Raw genomic sequence first — 24,186 nt, forward strand, 5'->3', positions numbered from 1 at the left:
CTCCTTATTTCGTTATATCGTAATATTACGAATTATAGATATTTTACTCAAAAAAAATCATTACTATTTTAATGATTTTTTAATTTATTAATTTTAAAATATATGATTTAATACATTTCTCACGTCTTCATTTATTACATAATAATTTACTTCTGTTCCACTTCTTCGTCCCTCTACTATTCCAGCCGATTTTAGTTTAGCTAGATGCTGAGAAACCGTAGATTGTGGAATGCTTAAACATGTCTGTATGTTAGTTACATTCCTTCCTTCTTCCTGCATTAACCCTCTAACAATACAAAGTCTTATGGGATGAGCTATTGCCTTTAGTAGTTCGGCTTTATCTTCAAGTTCTTTCATATCAAATTTCATTTCTTTAATTGTAATCACCTCTATAGTAAATCGTTATATCATTATATTACAATATTCTATGTTAATTGTCAATTATTATACAAGCCTTTTCATAAAATCCTTTATTATATTGTCATTCTATAGTATATTGATATTAATAGTCTTAAATCACAAAGAAGGAGGAATGATATGCCGATAACTGAAAATAAGAAAATATCCGTATTATTGATTTTTCCAATATCGCTAATTATTTTAGCTTTTATTTTCGATGATACTAGTAATATTGTTAACGGACTCTATAGAATTATTATAAACCCAGATATACTTTTAACAGATTACTTAAAAGTAGGTGGTTTAGGAGCAACCTTTATAAACTCAGCTATATTATCCCTGCTAAATATATACTTAATAAAAAAGCTGGATATTAAAGTTAATGGTATTTCTATAGCAGCTATATTCATAATTACTGGTTTTGCTTTTTTAGGAAAGAATATTTATAATGTTTGGCCGATTTATCTAGGAGGATATCTATATTCTAGATACCAAAAAAGTTCTTTTAAAAGCGTTGCCTTAATCACTATGTTTGGTACAGCTATTTCACCTTTAGTCAATGAAATAAGCTATGGCCTTAATTTACCTTATCCTATTAATATTTTGGCTGGAATTTTAGTTGGGGTACTTGCAGGTTTTGTTCTTCCACCTTTATCAGCTCATTTATTAAGGGCTCATGCTGGTTACAGTCTTTACAATATTGGATTTACTGCTGGATTTTTAGGCACAGTTATAGCCTCACTACTAAGAAGCTTTGGTTTAACTATAGAAAGCACACTTATACTTTCTAATGAATATGATTTACTAATGAAGATATATCTAACGAGTTTTTTCATATTACTTATTATTATAGGGTTTATCTTCAATGAAAAGAGCTTTAAAAACTATTCTGATATCTTTGAATATAGTGGTAGACTTATAACAGACTTTACTCAATTAACTAACTTCGGCATTGCCTTAATAAATATGGGGATCATGGGTTTAATAGGGATGATTTATGTAATAATATCTAGAGGAGTAGTAGATGGTCCTATTGTAGGAGCATTGCTTACTATTGTTGGATTTGCATCTTTTGGTAAGCATCCTAAGAACTGTATTCCTATTTTAATAGGTGTTTTTTTAGGAAGCTTAGTTAATATTTGGGATGGTCAATCTACTGTTGTTATAATAGCTGGATTGTTTGGTACTACTTTAGCGCCTATTGCTGGAGAGTATGGCTGGTTAAGAGGAATTCTCGCTGGATTCCTACACTTGTCAGTTGTGATGAATATAGGTGTTATACATGGAGGAATAAACCTATATAATAACGGTTTCTCAGGGGGATTAGTTGCTTCTTTCCTAGTACCAATAATTGACGCATTTAAGAAGGAGGATAAATAAATGAAGCATGAAGTGAAAAAAATATCTAAAATAATAGATGAACTGGTTACATTCTGTCTATTGCATGGCACCAATTCAATGAATATTTCAGTTGAAAATAGCGAGGAATATTTTAAGATTTCCATAAGTGGTGATAGTATAGATTGTAAAGATAAAAGAGTGAAAAAGCTAAAGCAGCTGCTTTCAGGTCCAAGACAAACAGAAATTGAAGAATATTATTGGGAGTTAGCCGGTGAAAATGATCGTGATACTGAGCTATGTCTAGTTGGAGCCATGATAGATAAAGCTGAAGTAAATTATGACGAGAAAGATCTGTCTATAACTTTGTATAGATATAAATAAGAATACGATTATTGCTTGAAAAAACACCTTGAAAAGGTGTTTTTTTATTATAGTACTAGCTACTAAAATAGCTAATAAAAAATCTCTAGTAGGTTCGGTCGCTTTAAAAATCACTCATTCTAATCTCATTACCTTTATCATCATAAAAAGTAAGTACAGCACTTCCATAGTCTTTTTCAGTAAACTTATACACTATTAAATAATAATCTTCATTAGCAATATTCTCATTATAAACTACTTCTTGAAAATCTAATTTTATATTATCTATCTGATGCCCTTTATTCTCTCCGAAAACAGCGTATAGTCTATAGAAAACTTCACCGTGGTATCCAAGGTTATAAGTCCCAAACCCTTGATTCGTTGAACTGCCACCAATCCTTTTATATTGTCCACCAAACTTTTTTTCATAATATGACATCCCTATATGCTTTTCTCTACTCTTATCCTCAAATGTATACTCAAATGTATACATAAAATACTCACAGTCTTTACTCAAATGTTTCTTTATACTAACATCATAGCCTACTTCAGATTCAATATGTTCTTCAATATTATTAAATTCTACATACTTAGTATTGTTGTATAATAGTATACTTGTAAAAATAACAGATGATAATATTATAATTGTTATAATTATCTTCTTCATAAATATAAATCTCCTAATTATATTAATACAAATCTTTTCTTTCTTATTTTTATTAACAATCTCTCAAAACCATCAGCTAATCATCAATATTAAGAAAATAGAGATAATTATCATTTTCTTCAATGCTGTCATTTAAAGACTGAATTGAGTTTATCCAAGTATCATTATTTATAATCTCTAATTCATTTATTTGGTAGTCAATTTCATCTCTGTACTCTTCAATTGTGCTATTTAATATTTGGATTAATCCATATATTTTTTCTATTTTAACTATTTCCTCTTCTTTCAGTATTAGGACCTCTTTATCTCCTTGTATATATTCTAAATCCTTTCGAATATTAAATAATACTTCTGCTGTCTTGTTTTCAATTGGTTTATTTTCTAATTTTAACATGTAGTATTCTACTTTATTCATTTCAGCAGACAAGTCTCTAAATACTTGTACAGTCCTCATATTCATTTTCTTTGATTGCAGAGTTGCTTCGATCTGCTTTTCGGCCCTTTGAAAATTCTTTATCATACTATTTAAATTATTACTAACCTCAGCATTTATTATATTCTCATACAAATTGTTTCTATTATATTGACTAAGTATGACAATACTACTTACTACAAAATATAATATGAAAAACGCAAGCAATCTTCTATTCATAGAAAACCTTCTTTCTGATTCAAGTTCAGGTCATATAAATATTAATAAAATTATTTCTTATCAAAATTCATTTCCAAACAATTCAAATTTCAGATTTTTTATTACTGAACATTCCTTTTATATGTTTAAAATTAATTAACAAATAGACAAGAAGCATTTGTTTAACGTCAGTGATTTTCATAATTTTAATGCCACCATAAATTAATGCAAATATTAAAAAGGTATATCCAACAGCTTTCGAATAGACCTTTTCTCCATCAATGAATACAAGTCCTAAAGTAAAGGTTACTGCAGTTATAAGACTCCAGATAATAGAATTTCCTATGGTCTCATTCGATATAAAGTAGCTAATGCATATAAAAATAATAAGTGATATAACAAAAAAGGCAACTAAGAATTTCGTTTCTTTACTTATCATACTTATACCCCTTTCAATAATAGAAGAATATACTTGTAACTTCTTAATTCTAATATATAATTTTTATAGAAAAATACTATCTGACCCTAAATTTTTGCTGTTAATAAAGTAAAGTAAAATAATATTATATATTTTTTATTTTCCATATAATCTTAAATCTTGGATTTTAATTATATATTCTTTTAAGAATTTTTTATGCTGTAATGTTATTTACAACAATAACATTTATCCATTTTTTTGTCTATAAGTCAATTTATTGAAAATATTTTATTCTATAATACTACTCCAACACAATAGATTAGCAATTCTAAAGTACAAAAGCTATTAGAAAATTATAACTCTAGCAATATAATTTTCCTCATTAAAAACACCCCATAACTAGTACTTAAACTATACTATTTATGTGGTGTCTAATAAGTTTTATTAATTTTTAAAAATTATTTTTTTATCTCTATGCCTTTTATTTATCTTCTAATTTAAACATTCCTATTATCTCATTCAAATCATCTGCTAGTTCCTTTAATTGTTTAGAATGAGAGCTAATTTCTTCAATGGAAGCTAATTGCTCTTCAGTAGATGCTGAAACCTGTTGAGTTGCAGCAGAGTTTTCTTCTGCGACAGATGCTAGTCCATTAATTACTCCCACAATCTCATCCTTTTTATTCTCCATATCTATATTATAATCTTTAACCTTTGTAACTTGTGCAATCAAGTCTTGTAGTGATGAGGAAATTTTGTCAAATACCTCTTGTGTGTCAGTTACTGCTACATTACTCTCTTGAACAATTTTTTCTGTATTATACATTGCATTAACGGCTTTTTTAGATTTATCTTGTATTCCCATAACCAATTGACTAACTTGACTAACTGCATTTGTAACTTGTTCAGCAAGTCCCCTTACCTCATCTGCAACCACAGCAAAGCCTTTTCCATGTTCCCCTGCTCTTGCAGCCTCTATGGCAGCATTTAATGCCAATAAATTAGTTTGTTCTGCTATCTGTCCTATGGTTTCAGTAATAGAGCCAATTTCTTCAGAGCTTTTATCAACATCAAGGATAATGCCATTGATATCTTTCATAGCTTGAGTATTTTCATTTGATTTATCTATCAATATTTTTATTTTACTAATACCATCGTTTCCTAATTTTTCAGTGTTTAGTGATATTTCATTCATCTTTTCACTAGCCGTAGTTACATCATCAATTCCTTTTGCTAAGTCATTAATATTCTGTACTCCAAGATTAACATCCTTAGCCTGCTCTGTAGAGCTTTTAGCGATTTCTTCTATGGTTAGGGCGACTTCATTTGTAGCAACAGATGTTTGATCTGTGATTTCTGATAAAACTGTTGAAGATTCTTTAACCTTTTCCGATGATACCTTAACAGTCGTAATTAAGCCTTTCATACTATTTACCATAGTAGTAACAGACTCACTAAGTATACCTATTTCATCCTTATTTTTAATCTCATTTATCTTAGACTTAGAAATATCTAAATTACCTTCTGACACCTCTTTAATTGCATAGGTTAATTTCTTTATTGGATTAGATACACTATTTGCATATAATATAATAATTATTAATCCTATTACTAAAAATGCACTTAAGCAAATTATTAATATCTTTAATATTGCATTAGCCCCTTTATTAAAGTCCTGCATATATGCCCCTGAGAAAACAACCCAATTCCAGTTTGGATCTAGCTCAGAGTATGATATTTTTTCTCCTATCCTTTCTGAGTTTGGTAAATCCCATGAATAATAGGTGTATCCTCCGCCAGATTTAGCCTTACTTATCTGGTCTTGAACAAGTAGAAAATCATTTCCACTTTTATCCTTAGCTTCCCATACATTTTCTCCTTCTAAACTAGGATGCATAGCTTCATAACCATCTATAGTATAAGCTCCTATATAGCCATCTTCGCCAAGATCTATTTCCTTATTGATTGGTCTTGTACCATCTTCCCCTTTTTCTCCTAATATGTATTCTCTTACCTGTTCTTGAGCTTCTTCCAGTGTAAGATTACCTTTTTCAACTTCTTGTTGCTTAGCATCAATTAACTGCAACGTCATTTTAACACTATTTTTTAAAATCTGTCTTCCTTGTTCATTTAGCTGAGACTTTGATACATTGTAGCTAATTATCCCTACAGTAAGCATTGGAACTATCAGCAACAATGTTGTAAGTATAACTAGCTTCCTTTTGTAGGATGATTTGATTAACCCTTTATTTTTCTTCATATTACTTCCCCCTTGATTGTTTAATTATTAAATCAACTCATTTTTTATTAATTAGTGCATATAAATATTAAATAAAATAAACAAGACATCACATTAATTATAATTTCAACAAATTTCTCATTATTCCTTTTTTTAGCTCTTGTTAAATTCTAACACTGAAATATATGAACAAATTGTATAATTAAACATTTTTATTTAATATGATAATTTTTTTAAATCTGATATGTATAATAAGACATGTAATCTACGAAAATTTTTTCGAAATAATTTATAGATAGATAAATCTAACCCTACATTATCTGTTATGGACTATGCCTACTGGTCAAGCTAAGGGTATCTTGACTGATATGAGAGCAAAAGAATCTACTCACTAGGAAATTCATAGTTTGATTCTTTAATAATGTTCATATATTAAGTTGAAGAAAGCCTAGTATCACAAATACTCTATTTCTATGATTTGATTTAAAATTAAAAGGACTGTAGCATCACCCTTTAGTTGATAACACAGTCCATTTTAACCTTATTATTTTCTCAATAAAACCTCTTGATATATAGAGAATAACTTTTGAAAACTTATTTGATCAGATTTTACATATCTATCATTTGATAACTTAATATAATCATCTTCGTCAATATAAAAATTATTAGTACCATTCTCTCCATAAAAAATTATACGAATCCCTATATTGTATCTAGGTTTATAGGTTTTATAAAATTCTGCATTATTAAATAAATCTTCTAGTTCTTTTATCTCATCTTCAGTAAATAATTTTAGAAAGTTACTATGTGCATCATAAATCATTTCTAACTTTGTTGTATTTTCAATTTTTGAATCTAAAGTGACTTTAATTTTATGTCCTAATAAATCTTCTATTTTTACCTCTGATGAATTTTCACTTTTTCCATCTTCTGCATTAGAAATGTTCTCATTATATATAGAGAGTATCTTTTCATAATTTATTTCCTTAGATTCTATATTCCTATAATCCATTAATCTAATAATATCATTTTTACCAACATAAAATCTCGTTACATCTTCCTTTGTATAAAAACTTATGCATAATTGCGGAGATTCTATGTTACTAATAGATTTTGAAAATTTCGTTGTATTAAATAAATCTCCTAGTTCTTCAATTTTATTTTTATCTTTTATATGGGCAGTCTTACCATCGTTATCGCTTTCAATTGTTATTCTTAAGGAATTTTTCATCTTTTCACCTATTAATTTTTCAATCTTTTCTTCTCCTGTCCCTTCAACTTTCTCTCTAAGTATAGAAAGTAACTGTTCAAAAATCATGTCCTTCGATTGAAATATTTTAATATTTTCCGATGAAATAACATTATTATCTCCTATGGAAATGTGCTTCTTATCTTTTTCTCCATAAAAATCTATGTATAGTAATGGACCAGATATACCTTTATCAGATTCATAGAACTCTGCATTATTGAGTAAATCTTCTATTATCTTTATTTCTCTATCCTCTAGTATTAAAGCAGTATTATTATTTAGTCCATATTTTATCTGTACCTTTCTTAAATTTTCAATCTTTTCACCCAATAATTTTTCAATGTTGCTTTCAGCTGAACTTTTAGTTGCTTTTTTTATTGAATTTTGACATCCCGATATAAATAGAAGGATTACAGATAAACATATCAAAATACAAAAAGCTTTTTTCACTATATTCACCCCTTACAATATACACAATAGCAAAATAAAATACAGAATTTCTTTACGAATACTTTCTCATGTTAATTCGTTTTCTTCATTGAATTACAAAATAGCAACAAATTTTAAGTGTCCTATCTCCTATTTAGTTATTTTTTTACATTTTATACCTTTTTACTATCATATCTTTTACTCCGTTTATTTGTCAAAGAGCATATTTATATTAATTGAGAAAACCACTTTTACTATATACTCTCATACATACTTTTTTATACATTATGTTATATACTTCTTTCACATTTGTACTTGTTCAAGCGTACTATAATAGTGCAAGAAGATTAATTCAAGGAGGTAATATCATGGATAATAATATGCATAATGGTAATATGCCTTTAAGCCCTTATAGTAAGCCTGGTGTTGAATTAGCAGAAGGTTATTTCCCATTTCAGGTTATGGGTAAGGTTTTCAAGCCAAAGGAAGCATTATGTAAAGGTACGTTGTTCCCTGAGCTATACAAACCATATAAAGTAGGTAAATAGATATTCATATTTTTGGAGGTGTAATAATGGATAAGAAACAACTTAAGCTTCTTAATGAGCTTATGGAAATCGGATTTTCTTTAGTTGAAACAAATCTTTATTTGGATACTCACCCAACAGATGAAAGAGCATTGAGACTTCATAATACACTTTCGGCACAGTATCAAGAGTTAGAAATGATGTATACAGATCTTTATGGACCTTTAAAGGCTACTAGTATGAGTCAGTTTCCTTGGAGATACATTGAAGAACCTTGGCCATGGGATATAGAATATTGTGGTTGTAACTACTAAAGGAGGTTAGTTTATGTGGATTTATGAGAAAAAATTAGAATACCCTGTAAGGGTAGATACATGTAATCCCACATTAGCAGCAATGATTTTAGAACAATTCGGAGGTGCTGATGGGGAATTATCAGCGGGTATAAGATATTTAACTCAAAGATGGACTATGCCTACTGGGCAAGCTAAAGGCATCTTGACTGATATCGGAACAGAAGAGCTAGCTCACTGGGAAATTATTGGTACAATTGTATATAAGCTTGTAAAAGATGCTCCTATAAATAAAATAAAGGGTACTCCATTTGAAGCAAACTATGCAAATAGAGGTAAAGCATTGTTCCCACAAAATGCTGCAGGAGTTCCTTGGACTGCTACATTTATACAATCTAAAGAAGATCCAATTGCTAATTTATATGAAGATATGGCTGCAGAACAAAAAGCAAGAGCTACCTATGAAAATCTTATTAAACTAAGTGATGATCCTGGCGTTAATGAAGCTTTAAGATTCCTTAGAGAAAGAGAAGTAGTTCACTTCCAAAGATTTGGTGAGACTTTAGAAATCATTAAGGATTATCAAAACAGAAAAAAGCATTATTAAAATATAGAGAAGGCTAAAAACTACCAAGTAGTTTTTAGCGTACATACAAGTTGATTTTTTCAATAATAAAGCTAAGAAATCCATGATTTTAGAACTTCTTAGCCTTAAAAGAGGTGGAGATAACTTATTTAATATAACTTCAATAATATATTTAATCTTAATTAAATTCTTAATATAATATCTTTTTAGTTATGCTTTACTTAACAATATTTTTTCTGGAGTAGCTGGTAATTCCCTTACCCTTACTCCACAAGCATTATATATTGCATCAGTAATAGCTGGTGCCACTGTATTTATAACAACTTCACCTATAGATTTCGCTCCATATGGTCCTGTATCGTCATGACCATCTGCTAATTTAACTGTAATCTTTCCCAAGTCTACCCTCGTCGGTATCTTATACTCCATAAAGGTATCTGTCATTAATCTACCCCTATCATTATATTTTACTTCTTCATATAGGGCTAATCCAATTCCTTGAACAATACCACCTTCTACCTGAATAGTTGCAAGCTTAGGGTTAATTGGAGTACCACAATCTACAACCCCAACAAATTCTATTACATCTGCCTTACCAGTATCTAAGTCTACTTCGACTTCTGCAAATCCTGCCATATATGGTGGTGCAGTCTTCTTTGGTACAAATGAACCACTTGCTACTAGCTGAGTATGGAGTATATTATAGGTTATTTTCTTCGAGAATTCTTCAAAAGTAATTCTCTCTTCATTATCTATTCTAATGATTTCTTTTCCATTAAATTCGATATTTCCTTCATCAGTTTCAAAATATTGAGCACCATATCTAATAATTAAATCCTTCATATTTTCGGCAGCAATCTTGACGGCATTACCTGTTGTATATGTGGTGCTTGAAGCATATGCTCCACTGTCATAGGGAGTTAAATCTGTATCTGAAGAATAAACGATGATATTATTCACGTCAATTCCCATTGTCTCTGCAGCTATTTGAGCTAGAATAGTATCACTCCCTGTACCTAAATCCGTGGCGCCAATTAATAGGTTAAAGAACCCATCAGGATTTAACTTTAATATAGCTGAAGCCATATCTATCTTGGGTAATCCTGACCCTTGTTGAGCTATAGCCATACCTACTCCTCTTACTTTATTTTTATTTACTTGCATTTTAGGATATTTTTTTTCCCAGCTTATTAGTGCTTTACCTTTTTTCACGCAGTACTCCAACTGACAACTATCCATATGCATCGGTTCATCTCCCCAACCTTTAGTTGTCATATTTAGAAGCTTTGTGGTTTCTCCCTTTTTTATCATATTAAGCTCTCTAATCTTTACAGGGTCTATTTTTAGCTCTTTTGCAAGCTCGTTCACAGCTGATTCTAAAGCAAATGTGCCTTGAGTTACTCCAAATCCTCTAAGTGCTCCGCCTGGAACATTATTAGTATATAAAGCTTTTCCATTAAACCTACAAGCTTCAACTTTATTATAAAGTGGTAATACTTTCTTTCCTGCTGCTCCTATAGTTGTTTGAGCATGTTCTCCATATGCCCCAGTATCAGATATTCCCTTCATATCTATAGCCCTTATTTTTCCTTCTTTATTTGCTCCAATAGTTACATCAAACCTCATTGCATGTCTAGATGTTGTTCCTCTAAACACCTCTCTTCTTGTATATACTATTTTAGCAGACTTACCAGTTTTTAATGTTACTAGAGCTGGATAGAACTCTGAATGAGCTGTTTGTTTAGAACCAAAGCCTCCACCAATTCTAGGTTTTATAACCCTTATCTTACTTTCAGGTAAATCAAATACATTGGCCAATATTCTTCTTGTATGGAAGGGAATCTGAGTTGAAGAAACCACAACTAATCTACCTTGCATATCCAAATATGAATAACTTCTTTGGGTTTCTGCCATTGCTTGAGCCTGTGCTTGGTTTTCATATGTCTTTTTTATAACCACTTCACTTTCACTGATAACTTTCTCTACATCACCAAGTCGAAGGTTAACTTCACAGGCAATATTTTTGTCTTTATTAAATCCAACATCAGCATGGATAAAAATATCATCTTCTGGATGGACAATATTTTTATGACCTTCTGCCTTTCTATAATCTAAAACAGGGTCTAGCTTTTCATAATCAACTTTTATAAGCTTCATAGCCTTTATAGCAGTCTTTTCATCAACTGCTGCAATAATTGCAACATCATCTCCTACATGTCTTACATATTCATCTAATAAAAATTTATCGTAGGCTGAAAGCTCAGGATAACATTGCCCTGCCCTTGTAAATGGCCTTCTTTCAATATCCTTATATGTGAATATACATTCTACTCCTGGAACTTTTTTAGCTATTGATGTATTTATTTCCTTAATTCTAGCAAATGAGTGGGGGCTTCTTAAAACCTTAACTACTAATGAATCTTTCGGAGCAAGATCATCTGTATATAGAGGTTTTCCCTGTAGTAGAGCCATTCCATCCTTTTTAGATATAGACTTATTTACTACCTTCATCATTTTTCGCCTCCAAATATCTTTTTATTGCTCTTAATTGTCCTGCATATCCGGTACACCTACATAAATTCCCTCTTAAATAGTGAAGTATATCTTCATCTGTAGGATTATCAACACATTTTTCGAGATATAGAATACTCATAATTGTTCCAGTTCCACAAAATCCACATTGGTCCACACCTTCATCCACTAAATATTTAGCCACATCTTTAGCCTCTTCTTGTACTCCTTCAATTGTCGTAATCTCATGACCATCTGCTTTAGCTGAAATTAAAACACAAGAAAGGACCGCTTCTCCATCGAGATGTATAGTACACATACCACAACTACCAGTGTCACAACCCTTGCGTAAGCTCATGTATCCGTTATTTCTTAAGGTTTCCACAAGGTACTCATCGGGAGATACATCAAGAGCCTTTTTAATACCATTAATTTTAACATTAATTTTCATTGGCCATTACCTCCTCAATTGCCCTTTTAAATAAAACTTTACTTATTTCATGTCTATACTTGCTACTTCCCCTAGGGTTACTACCGAATACGGTTTCAGAAGCAAGTATATTACTAGCTTTTTCAATAGCTTTATCATTAATCTGGTTCTTATTTAAGAAATCCATGGCCTGGGAAGATATTATTGCTCTTTGTGGTCTTGCTCCTATAGCTATTCTATATTTTCCGTCAACTTTAGATATTGCTAGGTTTAATATGGCATAGTCTCCTTTAGAGTTCCGCATAGATTTAAACACTGAAAAACCGTCAGTCTTAGAAATGATAACTTTTTCTAAAATATCTTTGCTTTTACTTCCATTCTCTAAGAACTCTTCTAAAGTTCTTACTCCTCCTTTATAAAGTTTTACTTTTGCATCTAAAGCTAATAAGGCAGTTATTAAATCAGAAAATCCATATCTGGAATAAACTGTACCGCCAAGGGTGACAATATTTCTTAACTGTATTCCCACTATATCTTTGATTGCAATGGATAATATCCCACCAGAAAATCTCTTTAATATTTCGGACCTTTCAATGTCTCCAAAGGTGGCCATTGCTCCTATTTCAATTTCGTTATCCTGTTCATTTATATATCTCAAATTTGCTTTAGAGAGATCTATTCCAAGTGCTATATTCTTTGAACCCATTCTTATAAAAGCCCCTCCGCCAAATATCATAGAGTTCTTCTTAGAAATTAAATATTCATATGCTTTATCTATATTCTTAGGCATAACATATTCTTTAATAGTTATCAAATATTTCACCTCTCTTATATTAATAAGCAATGCACTCTAATATTAAAGTAGAATACATTGCTATACCTCTAATTAAATTTTATTTAGTTAAAAAATTATGCAATCGCAAAGTAAATATAATTTTTTACATAATTTTAGTAAGCAATTTTCTTAATTATATTTTAGGGCTAAAGGTTGGTATTTTTATTACTTATGCAATTTCCTTCTCTACCTTCTTTTGAATTTTGTCTTGTGGAAGTATTATATTTAAAAGAAGTGCTACGATACAAGCTATTACTATACCTGAGCCACCAAATATTAATTGTATAGAGTCAGGTAAATAAGCTAATGCATCAGGTACTTGACCTAGCCCCAATCCTAAGGCTAATGCTAATCCAACTATTATTTTATTTCTGGTAGTCAGCTTCTCTTTAGTTATCAGGTTTATACCTGTTAAAGCTATTTGAGAAAACATAACTACAGTTGCTCCACCAAGAACACTTTGTGGTACAGTAACAACTATTGCTCCTAGCTTAGGAAATAATCCTGCTATTAATAAGAATATAGCTCCAGTTGCAACTACAAACCTACTCATTATTCCTGTAAATGATACTAATCCAACATTTTGGCTGTAAGACGTGTTTGGAAGTGCATTAAATAAAGCTGCAAATGAACTACCTAACCCGTTTGATATAATTCCCCCTGATAATTCTCTATCTGTTGCTTCTCTATTTGCTCCTCCCATTGCAATACCAGAGATGTCTCCTACTGTTTCTACTGTTGTTACTACATACATTATAAGCATTGCAACTATTGCCTCCCAATGGAATGCTAATCCAAAGTGAAGAGGTCTAGGTATTGCAAACCATCCTGCTTGCGTAATAGCTGAGAAGTCTACTTTTCCAAGTGGTATAGCTACTAAGTAACCAACAATTAGACCGATTAAAATTGATGCTAAGCTTGTAAATCCTTTAGTAAATTGCTTAAAGAATACAACCGTAACTAAAACTATTAACGCTATAGACCAATTGGAAGGAGAACCAAAGTCAGCTGCCCCAGACCCACCTGCCATATAAGTTATCCCAGTTGGTAAAAGTGATAGCCCTATGGTAAGAACTACTGTCCCAGTAACTAAGGATGGGAAAAACTTTCTCAATGGCTTTAGGAAAAGACCTAAAAAGCCACAGAAAAATCCACCTATAAGCTGAGCCCCTAAAATACCTGCAAGTCCAAAGGAATTTCCAATTGCTATACATGTAGGTAAGAATCCAAAGCTAGTTCCCATTACTACAGGCATCTTAGCCCCTACTCTACCTATTGGATATAACTGAACTAAAGTTGCTATCCCTGCAACAAACATAGCACTTTGAATTAAGATAGTTTGTTCCGCATTAGAAAAACCTAATATTCCTGCTATTATGATAGGTACAGTTACATTCCCTACAAACATAGCTAAAATATGTTGCAAGCCTAAAGGAATAGCTTCTTTCAATGGTGGTTTACCATTAAGCTCATACTTTGAACTATTGACTTTTGCACTATTTTCCATCTTTTTTCCCCCTATTTTTTCATTTCCAACCTTTAGCCATAATTAACCCTTGTAATATGTGCTTTTTCAATGGTCTGTAGAATATTAATACAAAGCAAACAAAAAAGGTCAGCACGAAAGAATATTTCTATTCTTTAGCACTGACCTATTAAGGCATATTAATATATTTCCTTAACCATTGTCAAGCAAATATTAAATTTTATACTCTCTCCCTCCGATACTAAAACGGCTTACATAGTGTATCCATTTCAGCTTTTTTTCAGAATATGGAGAAGTAAATATCTAACAACATTATAACATATCTCTATCTGTAATACAAGATTGATAAATACAATCTATAAGAAGGATAGATTTAAAATATCGATATTTTGTTTAGAATCAATCTCAACATCTAGCAGGGAGACCTTACTATTTATAATTTCTCCTAGTTTCTCTTCAATTCTTTCCTTATTTTCCAAATATAATAATCTCCTATTATAATTCACTAAGCTATGATTCCTATTGGAAGAAGTCAAATTTTCTTCCAATATAGTCAATACCCCCTTAGCTACAATTTCAATTTCATTTCCCTTTATAAAAACTTGAATATTTTGAGGTCCCTTTCCTGTATATTTTTTTATAAAATAGGCCATCTCTCCACTTATTTTTCTCTCTAATTCCTTCTTTTCTTCTCTATTCATTACAAAGGATTTATTAACTACAATTGATTCATCAAGCTTATCCTTTAGTAGCTCTGAAGCTATCTTCTCCATGGTGTTTATCAATTCCTTTGTATCTATGGGCTTTACCACATACTTAACTATACCCATATCCACTGCTTCAAGTATAGTAGAGCTATCGGATAAAGCAGAAATAATAATTATAGGAACTTCATGACCTTGCTCTCTTATACTAGTTATAAACTCAAGTCCTGTCATTTCTGGCATTTTTAAGTCAGTGATTATTAAATCAGGTATATGAGTATCAAATTGTTTTAGCCCTTCTAGGCCATTGGAAGCAACATAGAGTTTGCCGACCCTTTTACGTATGTATTGAGCTAGTTCTTTTCTAGCAAAATCTTCATCTTCCACAAATAAAACCTTAATATTATTTAGTATGCTCTTATATGTATTCCTATTCATTCAGTTCACCTCGTTTTGGAATAGCTATCTTCATCAACAATCCTTTATCTGTATTACTCCAACTTATCTCTCCATCCATATTATTTTCAATTATAACCTTAGTCATATACAGTCCCAAACCTGTTCCTCCCGACTTCTCTTTAGTTGTAAAATATAAGTCAAAAACTTTTTTCGAAACCTCTTTATCAATACCTCCACCATTATCTTCAAAGTCTGCAATCACCATATCTTTCTTCTCATATATGGAAATACTAATTTTTTTGTCTTTTATACTTTTATTTTTCAAAGCATCTATTGAATTATTTATTATATTGAAAACAGCTTGAGAATACTGATTTTCCAGGCCATATCCTTTAACCATGTCTATATGATTGAATTTAACTTTAATATTATTAAATTTAAGATTTTCCTCAACGAGCTCTAACACCATATTAATACTTTCATAAATTATAAAATCTTCTTTTTGTTGGTTAGGATTAAGAAAGGATCTAAAATCATCAATTGTACTAGACATTTTATTAATTAATCTTTTAGATTTTCTAATTGAATTACTAAGATACTCTTGTGTTAATTCATTAAACCTATATGCGTCCTCTAAATTAGATAATACTAGCCCCAAGGAATTTAACGGCTGTCTCCACTGATGTGCTATATTTGCTATCATTTCGCCCATTGCCGCTAATCTAGCTTGATATATAATTAGAGCTTCCTTTTTCTTATTTTCATCTAGTTCTTTTTTAAACATTTTTTCAAGCTCTAAATTAATCTTTTCTAATTTTAATGAAAGTCTATTTTTTTCATTGATTATATCTTGCTCATTAATAAAATCATTATTAGAATTAAAAATCTTAGTTACTCCTTCTTTTTCTGATATTTCTTCAGCAACCTCATTAATTATATTTCTAAACCTTTGTTCACTCCTCTTAACCGCTTCTTCTTCAAACTTTCTGTTAGTAATATCTACAACCATACCTATATTTACTTTTTCTTCATTGTTTTGGTCATAGGTAGTAGTCATAAATAAATTGCCCCAAAAGAATTTACCGTCTTTTCGTATATACTTTCTCTCATCAATATAATTTTTCACATCACCTTCTTTAAATCTATTAATTACCTCAAGTTGGCACTCTCTAAAATCATCAGAAATGAACTCAATAATATTCCTTCCTACTATTTCTTCCTCAGAGTATCCTATCATATCAAGCCATTTATCATTTGCTTGTAATATTACTCCCTCTATTGTAGTAACTGTAATCCCTAGCAGAACACTATTAAATATAGTCTCATACCTTTGATTCATCTTTCTAATTGAGCTTTCGACCCGCTCTCTTTCTGAAACCTCATTACGTAAGTCTCTATTCTTAATAATAATCTTAGATATGGAAATACATATAGATATTATTAAACATAAAACTAATATAACAAATAATAGCTTTACTGTATTTTCTGTTTTCGTGCTATTAATCTTTTCATAATCGAAAATAAATTTATCTAAATCTACCCCGTCATCAATTAGCTCTAGCTCTAATAAAGCTTGTTGCATTTTTTCCCATCTAAAGGGGTTAATATTTCCTATCTCTACCACAGGATATAGGGTTAACTCATCAACTCTTTTTGCTTGAAATAAATTATATTCCAATAGCTCATCTTCACTTTTTCCATTGATATTAAATTCCTTTGATATTTTCTGTGCTATTTCATAAGGATGTTCAAGAGCATATATCCACCCTTTCATACTTGCCCTTCTAAACTTTTCAACTAAATCAGGGTTACTCAATGCAAGTTCTCTGCTGGTGAAAAGTGAATCTCCATAAAAATCTATCCCATAGTCTATAGGCTTAATAGATTTTATATCTACATTATGCTTATCTGCATAGAAAGAGATTGTTCCTAAATATCCAGGAATAACATCATACTTACCAGTGATTAAATCATCAATAGCAAATTCAATATTTTTATTAAGAAATTTAGAATTGTCTGGCTGTATACCTTCACTTATAAACATCGCTTGCAATTCTATATCTAATAGATCATCTTTTCTTCTAGCTGTATTTAGCTTAGTTAAGTCTGCAAGTGAAGCATATTTTGTATCTTCTTTCATATAGAATTCAACGGGACTCTTCTGAAATATAGATGCAATCACTGTAAAATTTTCCCCACTATTCTCTGCAATTAGCACATCAACTCCACCTATTCCAAAATCTGCCCTTCCACCTGCAACTTCTTCCGTGGCTAATAGTACTTCTCCATCTTTAGTAAATCCCGATCTTATATTGACATCTAGACCTTCTTCGTCATAATAACCCATCCATTTAGCTACATAATATCCAGCAAATTGAAATTGATGGTTCCATCTAAGCTGAAGAGTTACTTTTTCTTGCCCATCTGCATAGGAGTACGTTGTATATGGAATCATCATTACAGTAGTAACTACTGAAATAACTAGCATTAATATTAATCTATAGATAACCCTTTTTCTAGATTTAGATTGATAGTTTTTATTTAAAATGAACCTTCTATTCATTAAGATAATCTTCACATCAATTCTCCTTTGAACAATATCTTTTATTACTTCTTATTAGAAATACATTTTGATTACATACTATTCTTATACTGCTATTTTGATTTGAAATAATTGCTTGCCAATAACCTAAAGAAAATATAACATTGTATATAATTCTAATATATAACTTTTTATTTTGCATATGTTACAATTTTATAATATAAATTTTAACTCCATATATATGAACGAATTCTTTGTTTTATTTAAATATCCTCTATATATGAAATGTTTTATAATTGAGAAATTTGCTGTTTATAAACTAAAGATAATATGACTTTGCAGAAAATTTTAATGTGTCATTTTATAAGCGAATAATTTATCCTAGATAAATAATATTATATACTTCATTAGTCTTGAATAAATATAAAAAAGCCAAAGACTATATCTTTGACTCTTATTTGCTAATATATTCTTTTTATTTCGTTTCAAATTACCTACAATCTAATTTCGCCATTCTTCACTTTTATCTTAGCTTTTTGGCTATTTCTATTAACCTTTTATCTTCTTCATTTTGAGCTTTGGGCTGTAATAATCCATGGGCTTTTTTCTTACCATTTTCATCAACACATACAAAGGTAACAAATCCATCAACTAATGACTCAGTTCCATTTACTTTTGTAACCTTTCCATATACCTTTATACTAGTAGTTCCAACTAAAACTAACTTAGTCTCTAAATTTATGATTGCACCTTTCTTTACAGGTGCATTAAAAGCTAACCCATGAAGTTTTTTACAAACCAATCCACTGGGATCTCCAAAGATACCTGCTGCTGTTATGAATGCTCCTTCAATAAACCATTCAGCTAATCTCCCAGCAAACAATGTTCCATGATGATTTAAATCCTCTGACTTTACAAGCTTTGATGTATTAAAAATCTTCAAGATAAAACCTCCCTTTATAAGGCTTTTTCTTAATATTAACTTATTTAAACTAATATATCAAATACATTTTTATTTTCCTACTTCATCTGCATAAATTTTAGGTACAGGTCTCGGTGCTAATACCACAAAGCAAGATAAGTTTTCTTTATAATTATTCTTTAAGTAAAACTCTTCTTTACCTACACAATAGACTATATCTCCCTCTTCTATTGTTTTTGTATTTCCATCAATAGTTATATCACCTTTTCCAGTTACTACGTATAAAACTAAGTCACTCTCTTCATGAGTATGGGACGGAATTTCTTGACCTGGAACTAAATTTAAAACAAAGTTTAAAACTTTTTCTTCACTAAATATTAACCGTTTTGTAAATGTACTTTCAGAATAGACTATCTTATCCTGTATTTTTTCTATTTTCATGTTCTCACCTCTATTATAGTTTGCTAAGCTCAAAAAAAATTATACTTAGTAAAAAAAGAGTATTATTACTATTAAGTAAATAACACTCCCAGAAATTCTAAGAAAAAATAATTTGAAATTAACTTTATTTTTTCCTTGGAACAAGAATTAAAGATAATCCTTTAATTAAAAAATATAGTAATATCAATATTAAAAAGGTAGTTCCCATTCCTTGTATAGTCATATCTAACCCAATATCTAGTACATATTTTAAATCCATCTTAACCCACTCCTTTAGATAACATTGATATAATAACACTACCTGCTATTATAGAACCAATTTGCCCTGCTACATTTGCACTCACTGCTTGCATAAGTATGAAGTTCGTTGGGTCTTCTTCTCTAGCCATTTTTTGTATAACTCTAGCTGACATAGGGAAGGCTGAAATTCCTGCTGCTCCTACCATTGGATTGTATTTCTTTTTTACAAACAGGTTTAAAAATTTAGCAAATAATACTCCACCTGCTGTATCAAAAATAAATGCAAATAGACCTAATCCCATTATTATCGCTGTCTCTTTTGTCACAAAATCGGCAGCTTCCATAGTGGATCCTATAGTAATACCTAATAATAAAGTCACAAGATTTGCAAGCTCATTCTGAGCAGATTTTGATAATCTTTCAACTACACCAGATTCCCTTATTAGATTTCCAAACATTAATAGCCCTATTAATGTTACACTTATTGGTGCTATAATTCCCGCTATTATGGTAACAAGTATTGGAAATAATATTTTAACCTTTTTGGATACTTTAATTTCCCTATACTCCATTCTAATCTTTCTTTCCTTCTTTGTGGTCAAAAGCTTTATGACTCTTGGTTGTATTATAGGTACCATAGACATATATGAATAGGCTGCAACTGAAATAGGTCCCAGAAGATCCTTTGCAAATTTTGCTGCAACAAATATTGAAGTTGGTCCATCGGCTGCTCCTATAATGCCAATAGCTGCCGCTTGATTAACGGTAAATTCTCCAGTTAATAAAGCAAAAGTTAATGTCATAAATATTCCCACTTGTGCTGCAGCACCAAAGAATAGCATTGAAGGCATCTTTAACAATGGTTCAAAATCAATCATTGCACCTACTGCTATAAATATAAGTGCAGGAAAGAGTTCAGTTATAATTCCCGCTTCTCTCAGAATTCCCAATACCCCTTCTTCACTAGTGATTCCAGGAATAATACCTGGCGCTACAGGAATATTTGCTAAAATTGCTCCAAAGCCTATTGGAAGTAATAACATAGGCTCATAATCCTTCCAAATTGCCAATAAAATCAATAGACCACCTATTCCATACATTAATAACTGTTGCCATGATGGAAGTTGAATTCCTGAAATAATATCTAACAAAGATAACTCCTCCTTTTTATGTGTTTAAATAAAAAACCCTTATTTAAACATTCAAATGTTTAAACAAAGGTCTTGCATTTAATAATCAGCCGGGTAATATTACCGTGATGACGGCTAATTAAGCGAAAATCGCTTGCTACTCCCCTTTATTTTACATGTAATTTTTTCCATATATATTATATTATTTTACTTAAAGTTTTACAAGTTCTATTAATAAATATACCTACCAAAATAATATTATATTATGTGGATAGATTTTTTTGTTAATGAACTTTTATTTATCATATTTAATTTTATAACTAGGAGGGATTATTTTGGGACTAATAGAGGTAAGCGCCATTGGAGTAGCTTTAGGATTAGATGCTTTCGGGGTAGGTTTATCTTTAGGCTTGGATAGAAGAATTACAAAAAAATTAGCACTATTATTTGTAATATCATTTGGTTTTTTTCAATATTTTTTTGTTTTTATTGGAGGTTTGGTCGGTAACTTTTTTAATACATATATATTCGCTATCCCCAATGTTATTGGAGGAATAATAATTCTATTAGTAGGGATTTTAATGTTTAAAGAAGGTCTTTCTCAGGAAGAAAAGTTTCCTAGAATTCATTTGACACTAATATTTATTCTAGGTATATGTGTGAGTATAGATGCTTTAGTGGTTGGTTTTTCAAGCTTCAATATTTTCTATTTGAAGGAGGTACTATTTAAAAATTCCATTATTGTTGGCTTCATTACTGCTTTTTTAACTGGTTGTGCCTTTATTATTAGTAAACATATTAGAAAAGTTAATTTCGTTAAAGAGTATGCTGAATTTTTAGGTGGAATAATATTAATACTATTTGGTTTAAAAATGATATTTCTATAATTGCTTTTATACAAAAAAAGCCAATAATAACAATTTATTTATCTTTTACTAGTGAAAACTAATAAATCTAAAAATTACATTGTTTACTTCTCTAAATACTACACATAATACTAGTACAGTAACAAATAAACATTTGAAAGGAGGCAATCAAAAGTGGCTAATAACACAACTGGAAGAAATAAATCAGTAGTTCCTGAAGCTCGTCAAGCATTAAATCAAATGAAAACTGAAATAGCTAGTGAGCTTGGAATGAGTAACTATGAGTCAATGGATAAAGGTAACTTAACAGCTAGACAAAATGGTTATGTAGGTGGTTACATGACTAAGAGGTTAGTTGAGCAAGCTGAAAGAAATATGAGTGGAACAACAACTAGGTAATTAAATTAAAATGAAACAAAATATAAAAAACAAAGATAGGTAGATTACTACCTATCTTTGTTTTTTTGTTTATAAAATTATTCAGAGGCCGGAGGAGTGAAAGTTCTTTGTCCTAATTCTTGATCTAACATATATAATCCATGGCTATCTTGACCAAGTCTTTTTATTTTAACTATAATATCTTTCATACTATTTTCTTCTTCAACTTGCTCGTCAATGAACCATTTTAGCATACTTATTGTAGCATGCTCTCTCTCTTCGTTGGCAATATCCATTAATTTATATATCCTTGCTGTTACCTTCTTTTCATGCTCTAAAGCATATTCAAATACTTCTAAAACAGATTTAAACTCATTTTGGGGTTGCCCTAAGGCCCCTATTATAGCTCTTCCATCCATATCATTCACGAAGTTATAGAACTTGTCTGCATGAAATCTTTCCTCTTCTGCTTGAACTTTAAAAAAGTGTGCAAATCCTGGTAGATCTTCTGCATCACAGTGAGCAGCCATACCTAAATAATAATGTGCTGATTCCATTTCAAATCTTATTTGTTCATTTAATTCTTTCATCAATTTTTCTGATACCATTATAATTCCTCCTTAAAATGTTATATTCAAAATGACTAACATTTACTATCCAGTGGTTTATTTACCCAAGGGTTAACATGTTAATCAAATTCTACTAATAGTAAAAAAATCCATCTCCATAATAAATATAACCCTTTTTTATATAATTTATAAATTATAATCAAATTAAAGTATTATCATATATATTTTTTCTATTACTAATATTAATCAAAATAGCAGTTTTTACAAATTATTATTAATATATCACATTTTTAAGCTATTATCAATTTCATCTAACTAAAATAAATCACCCAAATTCAAATTGAAAATCTGAATAAAAGGTGATTTATTTTATTAGAATTATATTATTGTTCATTGACAAACTCCCTCACGATACGTCCTTTGCCCTTCATCTTTAGTTTCCAAAAAATTTCATGAAATACTGTTTTAAATTCCATTTCATCTCTATAGAGTATTCGTCCATTCTTAATTTCAAATATCTTACGTCTCTTCATTGATATCACCTCTATATGCTTCCTATTCAATCCATAATAATATCCTATTTATTTTATATTAGTATCAAACAACTTGGACTGTGAATTATCTAAAAAAAAAGTGCCTACAGATTTATAAGTATAATACTATTTCTTATAGTTGTAAAGCACTTTTTTGTTAACTATTTTATGTATAAGATTAAATGAATACCATAGGCTACTAATATTGCCAGTTATACTAATCTAACGTTAGACTATATTATAGTATCTAATCTATTGATTATTAGGTAATCCTTCCGTTCTTACTACTGAAAATCATCAACATCAATTACGCCACCTTGTTGGAAATCCTCAGAGTTTAATAATTCAATAACTACATCTGCCACTTTGTCAGGATGGGATAGTTTACCTTCTTCCTTATATTTAACAAAAGTTTCCAATGATTTGAAATCATTTTTATCCGATGATCGTATTTCTTTTTGTAAATCAGTATCCATTATTCCTGGTCCAAAAGAAGCAATCTCGACTGGATAATTTTTATCCTCTTGTTCTAGACCTGTACATCTAGTCAACATATCAATTCCTGCCTTAGAGGTGCAATAGCTTCCCCAGCCAAAAATAGGTCTTTTCCCTGCTCCAGATGAAATATTTATTATCCTCTTCTTTATGTCTAGTCCATTACTCATTTTTATGAAAGAAGAAGTTAATATCATAGGTGCTATTAGATTAATATTTACATTTTTAATTATTTCTCCACTTGTACTTTTGTCTAAAGGTTTTATTGGAGCTACTATTCCTGCATTATTTATTAATGTCAACGTTTGAATATGTTCTTTACTTATTTTTGAAAATATCTTGCTCATCATTTCCTCAATACCCTTTACATCATTTAAATTATATTCAATATAATCTAGCATAAGATTATTATTCTTTGCAGAATCCAATAATTCCTTATTCTCTTTTCTGGAAATACAGATTAAATGATTTTCCCTACACATTAATTTTTGCGTGATAGATTTTCCTAGTCCTTTTGAAGCACCAGTTACAATTATATAATTCACATTATTTCCTCCTAATAAAAT

Annotated in this window: 26 protein-coding genes; 7 read left to right on the forward strand and 19 right to left on the reverse strand. The window is 30.2% G+C overall.

Going from position 1 to position 24,186, the window contains the following annotated elements; translation table 11 throughout:
* Positions 1 to 93 precede the first annotated feature (93 nt).
* Positions 94 to 369 (reverse strand): ArsR/SmtB family transcription factor, encoded by a 276-nt coding sequence (locus JMO20_RS12445; protein WP_202710005.1) that lies wholly within the window; start codon positions 367 to 369, stop codon positions 94 to 96.
* A 168-nt stretch (positions 370 to 537) separates the two neighbouring features.
* On the opposite strand from JMO20_RS12445, the gene JMO20_RS12450 reads away from it, so the two are divergent.
* Together JMO20_RS12450 and JMO20_RS12455 are read left to right on the forward strand one after the other, a co-directional pair.
* Positions 538 to 1,779, forward strand: a complete 1,242-nt coding sequence (locus JMO20_RS12450; protein ID WP_202710006.1) for a DUF1576 domain-containing protein — start codon at positions 538 to 540, stop codon at positions 1,777 to 1,779.
* On the forward strand, positions 1,780 to 2,121 hold the full coding sequence (locus tag JMO20_RS12455; protein WP_202710007.1) for a hypothetical protein: 342 nt from the start codon (positions 1,780 to 1,782) through the stop codon (positions 2,119 to 2,121).
* A gap of 103 nt (positions 2,122 to 2,224) precedes the next feature.
* Here JMO20_RS12455 and JMO20_RS12460 read toward each other — a convergent pair whose 3' ends face one another.
* The 5 genes from JMO20_RS12460 to JMO20_RS12480 form a co-directional block, all read right to left on the reverse strand.
* On the reverse strand, positions 2,225 to 2,767 hold the full coding sequence (locus JMO20_RS12460; RefSeq protein WP_202710008.1) for a hypothetical protein: 543 nt from the start codon (positions 2,765 to 2,767) through the stop codon (positions 2,225 to 2,227).
* A gap of 76 nt (positions 2,768 to 2,843) precedes the next feature.
* Entirely contained in the window at positions 2,844 to 3,419 is a 576-nt protein-coding gene (locus JMO20_RS12465) for a hypothetical protein (protein ID WP_202710009.1), read from the reverse strand.
* An 82-nt stretch (positions 3,420 to 3,501) separates the two neighbouring features.
* The gene (locus tag JMO20_RS12470) at positions 3,502 to 3,837 is read right to left on the reverse strand and encodes a hypothetical protein (protein WP_202710010.1); all 336 of its coding nucleotides are present in this window, start codon (positions 3,835 to 3,837) and stop codon (positions 3,502 to 3,504) included.
* Positions 3,838 to 4,297: 460 nt separating this feature from the next.
* Positions 4,298 to 6,076: a methyl-accepting chemotaxis protein gene (locus JMO20_RS12475; RefSeq protein WP_202710011.1), complete on the reverse strand. Its 1,779-nt coding sequence runs from the start codon at positions 6,074 to 6,076 to the stop codon at positions 4,298 to 4,300.
* A 523-nt stretch (positions 6,077 to 6,599) separates the two neighbouring features.
* Complete coding sequence (locus tag JMO20_RS12480; RefSeq protein WP_202710012.1) at positions 6,600 to 7,754, reverse strand: hypothetical protein; 1,155 nt, start codon at positions 7,752 to 7,754, stop codon at positions 6,600 to 6,602.
* A gap of 347 nt (positions 7,755 to 8,101) precedes the next feature.
* On the opposite strand from JMO20_RS12480, the gene JMO20_RS12485 reads away from it, so the two are divergent.
* The 3 genes from JMO20_RS12485 to JMO20_RS12495 are packed head-to-tail and all read left to right on the forward strand — an operon-like array spanning position 8,102 to position 9,160.
* The gene (locus JMO20_RS12485; protein WP_202710013.1) at positions 8,102 to 8,281 is read left to right on the forward strand and encodes a spore coat associated protein CotJA; all 180 of its coding nucleotides are present in this window, start codon (positions 8,102 to 8,104) and stop codon (positions 8,279 to 8,281) included.
* A 26-nt stretch (positions 8,282 to 8,307) separates the two neighbouring features.
* Positions 8,308 to 8,574, forward strand: coding sequence for a spore coat protein CotJB (locus tag JMO20_RS12490; RefSeq protein WP_202710014.1), 267 nt, complete (start codon positions 8,308 to 8,310; stop codon positions 8,572 to 8,574).
* A 13-nt stretch (positions 8,575 to 8,587) separates the two neighbouring features.
* Complete coding sequence (locus JMO20_RS12495; RefSeq protein WP_202710015.1) at positions 8,588 to 9,160, forward strand: manganese catalase family protein; 573 nt, start codon at positions 8,588 to 8,590, stop codon at positions 9,158 to 9,160.
* A gap of 189 nt (positions 9,161 to 9,349) precedes the next feature.
* Here the strand turns inward: JMO20_RS12495 and JMO20_RS12500 are convergent, their stop codons facing one another.
* The 10 genes from JMO20_RS12500 to JMO20_RS12545 form a co-directional block, all read right to left on the reverse strand.
* Positions 9,350 to 11,653 carry a xanthine dehydrogenase family protein molybdopterin-binding subunit gene (locus JMO20_RS12500; RefSeq protein ID WP_279380125.1) on the reverse strand — a complete coding sequence of 768 codons (2,304 nt, stop codon included), beginning with the start codon at positions 11,651 to 11,653 and terminating at the stop codon, positions 9,350 to 9,352.
* Positions 11,634 to 12,101 (reverse strand): (2Fe-2S)-binding protein, encoded by a 468-nt coding sequence (locus JMO20_RS12505; protein WP_202710016.1) that lies wholly within the window; start codon positions 12,099 to 12,101, stop codon positions 11,634 to 11,636. The genes JMO20_RS12500 and JMO20_RS12505 overlap by 20 nt, the downstream gene beginning before the upstream one ends.
* Positions 12,091 to 12,894, reverse strand: a complete 804-nt coding sequence (locus JMO20_RS12510; RefSeq protein ID WP_202710017.1) for an FAD binding domain-containing protein — start codon at positions 12,892 to 12,894, stop codon at positions 12,091 to 12,093. The genes JMO20_RS12505 and JMO20_RS12510 overlap by 11 nt, the downstream gene beginning before the upstream one ends.
* Positions 12,895 to 13,084: 190 nt before the next feature.
* Entirely contained in the window at positions 13,085 to 14,422 is a 1,338-nt protein-coding gene (locus tag JMO20_RS12515; protein ID WP_202710018.1) for a uracil-xanthine permease family protein, read from the reverse strand.
* A gap of 335 nt (positions 14,423 to 14,757) precedes the next feature.
* Positions 14,758 to 15,543: a Na-translocating system protein MpsC family protein gene (locus JMO20_RS12520; RefSeq protein WP_202710019.1), complete on the reverse strand. Its 786-nt coding sequence runs from the start codon at positions 15,541 to 15,543 to the stop codon at positions 14,758 to 14,760.
* Positions 15,536 to 18,082: an ABC transporter substrate-binding protein gene (locus tag JMO20_RS12525; RefSeq protein ID WP_202710020.1), complete on the reverse strand. Its 2,547-nt coding sequence runs from the start codon at positions 18,080 to 18,082 to the stop codon at positions 15,536 to 15,538. Before JMO20_RS12525 ends, JMO20_RS12520 begins: the two co-directional genes overlap by 8 nt.
* A gap of 487 nt (positions 18,083 to 18,569) precedes the next feature.
* The gene (locus JMO20_RS12530) at positions 18,570 to 18,989 is read right to left on the reverse strand and encodes an acyl-CoA thioesterase (protein WP_202710021.1); all 420 of its coding nucleotides are present in this window, start codon (positions 18,987 to 18,989) and stop codon (positions 18,570 to 18,572) included.
* Between the two features lie 69 nt (positions 18,990 to 19,058).
* Positions 19,059 to 19,409 (reverse strand): cupin domain-containing protein, encoded by a 351-nt coding sequence (locus JMO20_RS12535; protein ID WP_202710022.1) that lies wholly within the window; start codon positions 19,407 to 19,409, stop codon positions 19,059 to 19,061.
* A gap of 124 nt (positions 19,410 to 19,533) precedes the next feature.
* Positions 19,534 to 19,668 (reverse strand): OadG family transporter subunit, encoded by a 135-nt coding sequence (locus JMO20_RS12540; protein WP_202710023.1) that lies wholly within the window; start codon positions 19,666 to 19,668, stop codon positions 19,534 to 19,536.
* Position 19,669: 1 nt separating this feature from the next.
* A complete protein-coding gene (locus JMO20_RS12545) occupies positions 19,670 to 20,800 on the reverse strand; it encodes a sodium ion-translocating decarboxylase subunit beta (RefSeq protein WP_243414729.1) in 1,131 nt (376 codons plus the stop codon).
* Positions 20,801 to 21,114: 314 nt separating this feature from the next.
* Here JMO20_RS12545 and JMO20_RS12550 point away from each other — a divergent pair, with 314 nt between their 5' ends.
* Both JMO20_RS12550 and JMO20_RS12555 read left to right on the forward strand, forming a co-directional pair.
* On the forward strand, positions 21,115 to 21,666 hold the full coding sequence (locus tag JMO20_RS12550) for a manganese efflux pump MntP (protein ID WP_207753497.1): 552 nt from the start codon (positions 21,115 to 21,117) through the stop codon (positions 21,664 to 21,666).
* A 153-nt stretch (positions 21,667 to 21,819) separates the two neighbouring features.
* Entirely contained in the window at positions 21,820 to 22,044 is a 225-nt protein-coding gene (locus JMO20_RS12555) for a small, acid-soluble spore protein, alpha/beta type (protein WP_202710024.1), read from the forward strand.
* A 77-nt stretch (positions 22,045 to 22,121) separates the two neighbouring features.
* Here JMO20_RS12555 and JMO20_RS12560 read toward each other — a convergent pair whose 3' ends face one another.
* From JMO20_RS12560 to JMO20_RS12570, 3 genes are all read right to left on the reverse strand, one after another.
* Complete coding sequence (locus JMO20_RS12560; RefSeq protein WP_202710025.1) at positions 22,122 to 22,631, reverse strand: ferritin; 510 nt, start codon at positions 22,629 to 22,631, stop codon at positions 22,122 to 22,124.
* A 344-nt stretch (positions 22,632 to 22,975) separates the two neighbouring features.
* On the reverse strand, positions 22,976 to 23,125 hold the full coding sequence (locus JMO20_RS12565; RefSeq protein WP_202710026.1) for a hypothetical protein: 150 nt from the start codon (positions 23,123 to 23,125) through the stop codon (positions 22,976 to 22,978).
* 284 nt (positions 23,126 to 23,409) lie between these two features.
* Positions 23,410 to 24,165 carry a (S)-benzoin forming benzil reductase gene (locus tag JMO20_RS12570; RefSeq protein ID WP_202710027.1) on the reverse strand — a complete coding sequence of 252 codons (756 nt, stop codon included), beginning with the start codon at positions 24,163 to 24,165 and terminating at the stop codon, positions 23,410 to 23,412.
* Positions 24,166 to 24,186: the final 21 nt, after the last annotated feature.

The sequence above is a fragment of the Sporosalibacterium faouarense genome, from assembly GCF_016765695.1.
In the GTDB taxonomy this organism is placed as follows: domain Bacteria; phylum Bacillota; class Clostridia; order Tissierellales; family VENL01; genus Sporosalibacterium; species Sporosalibacterium faouarense.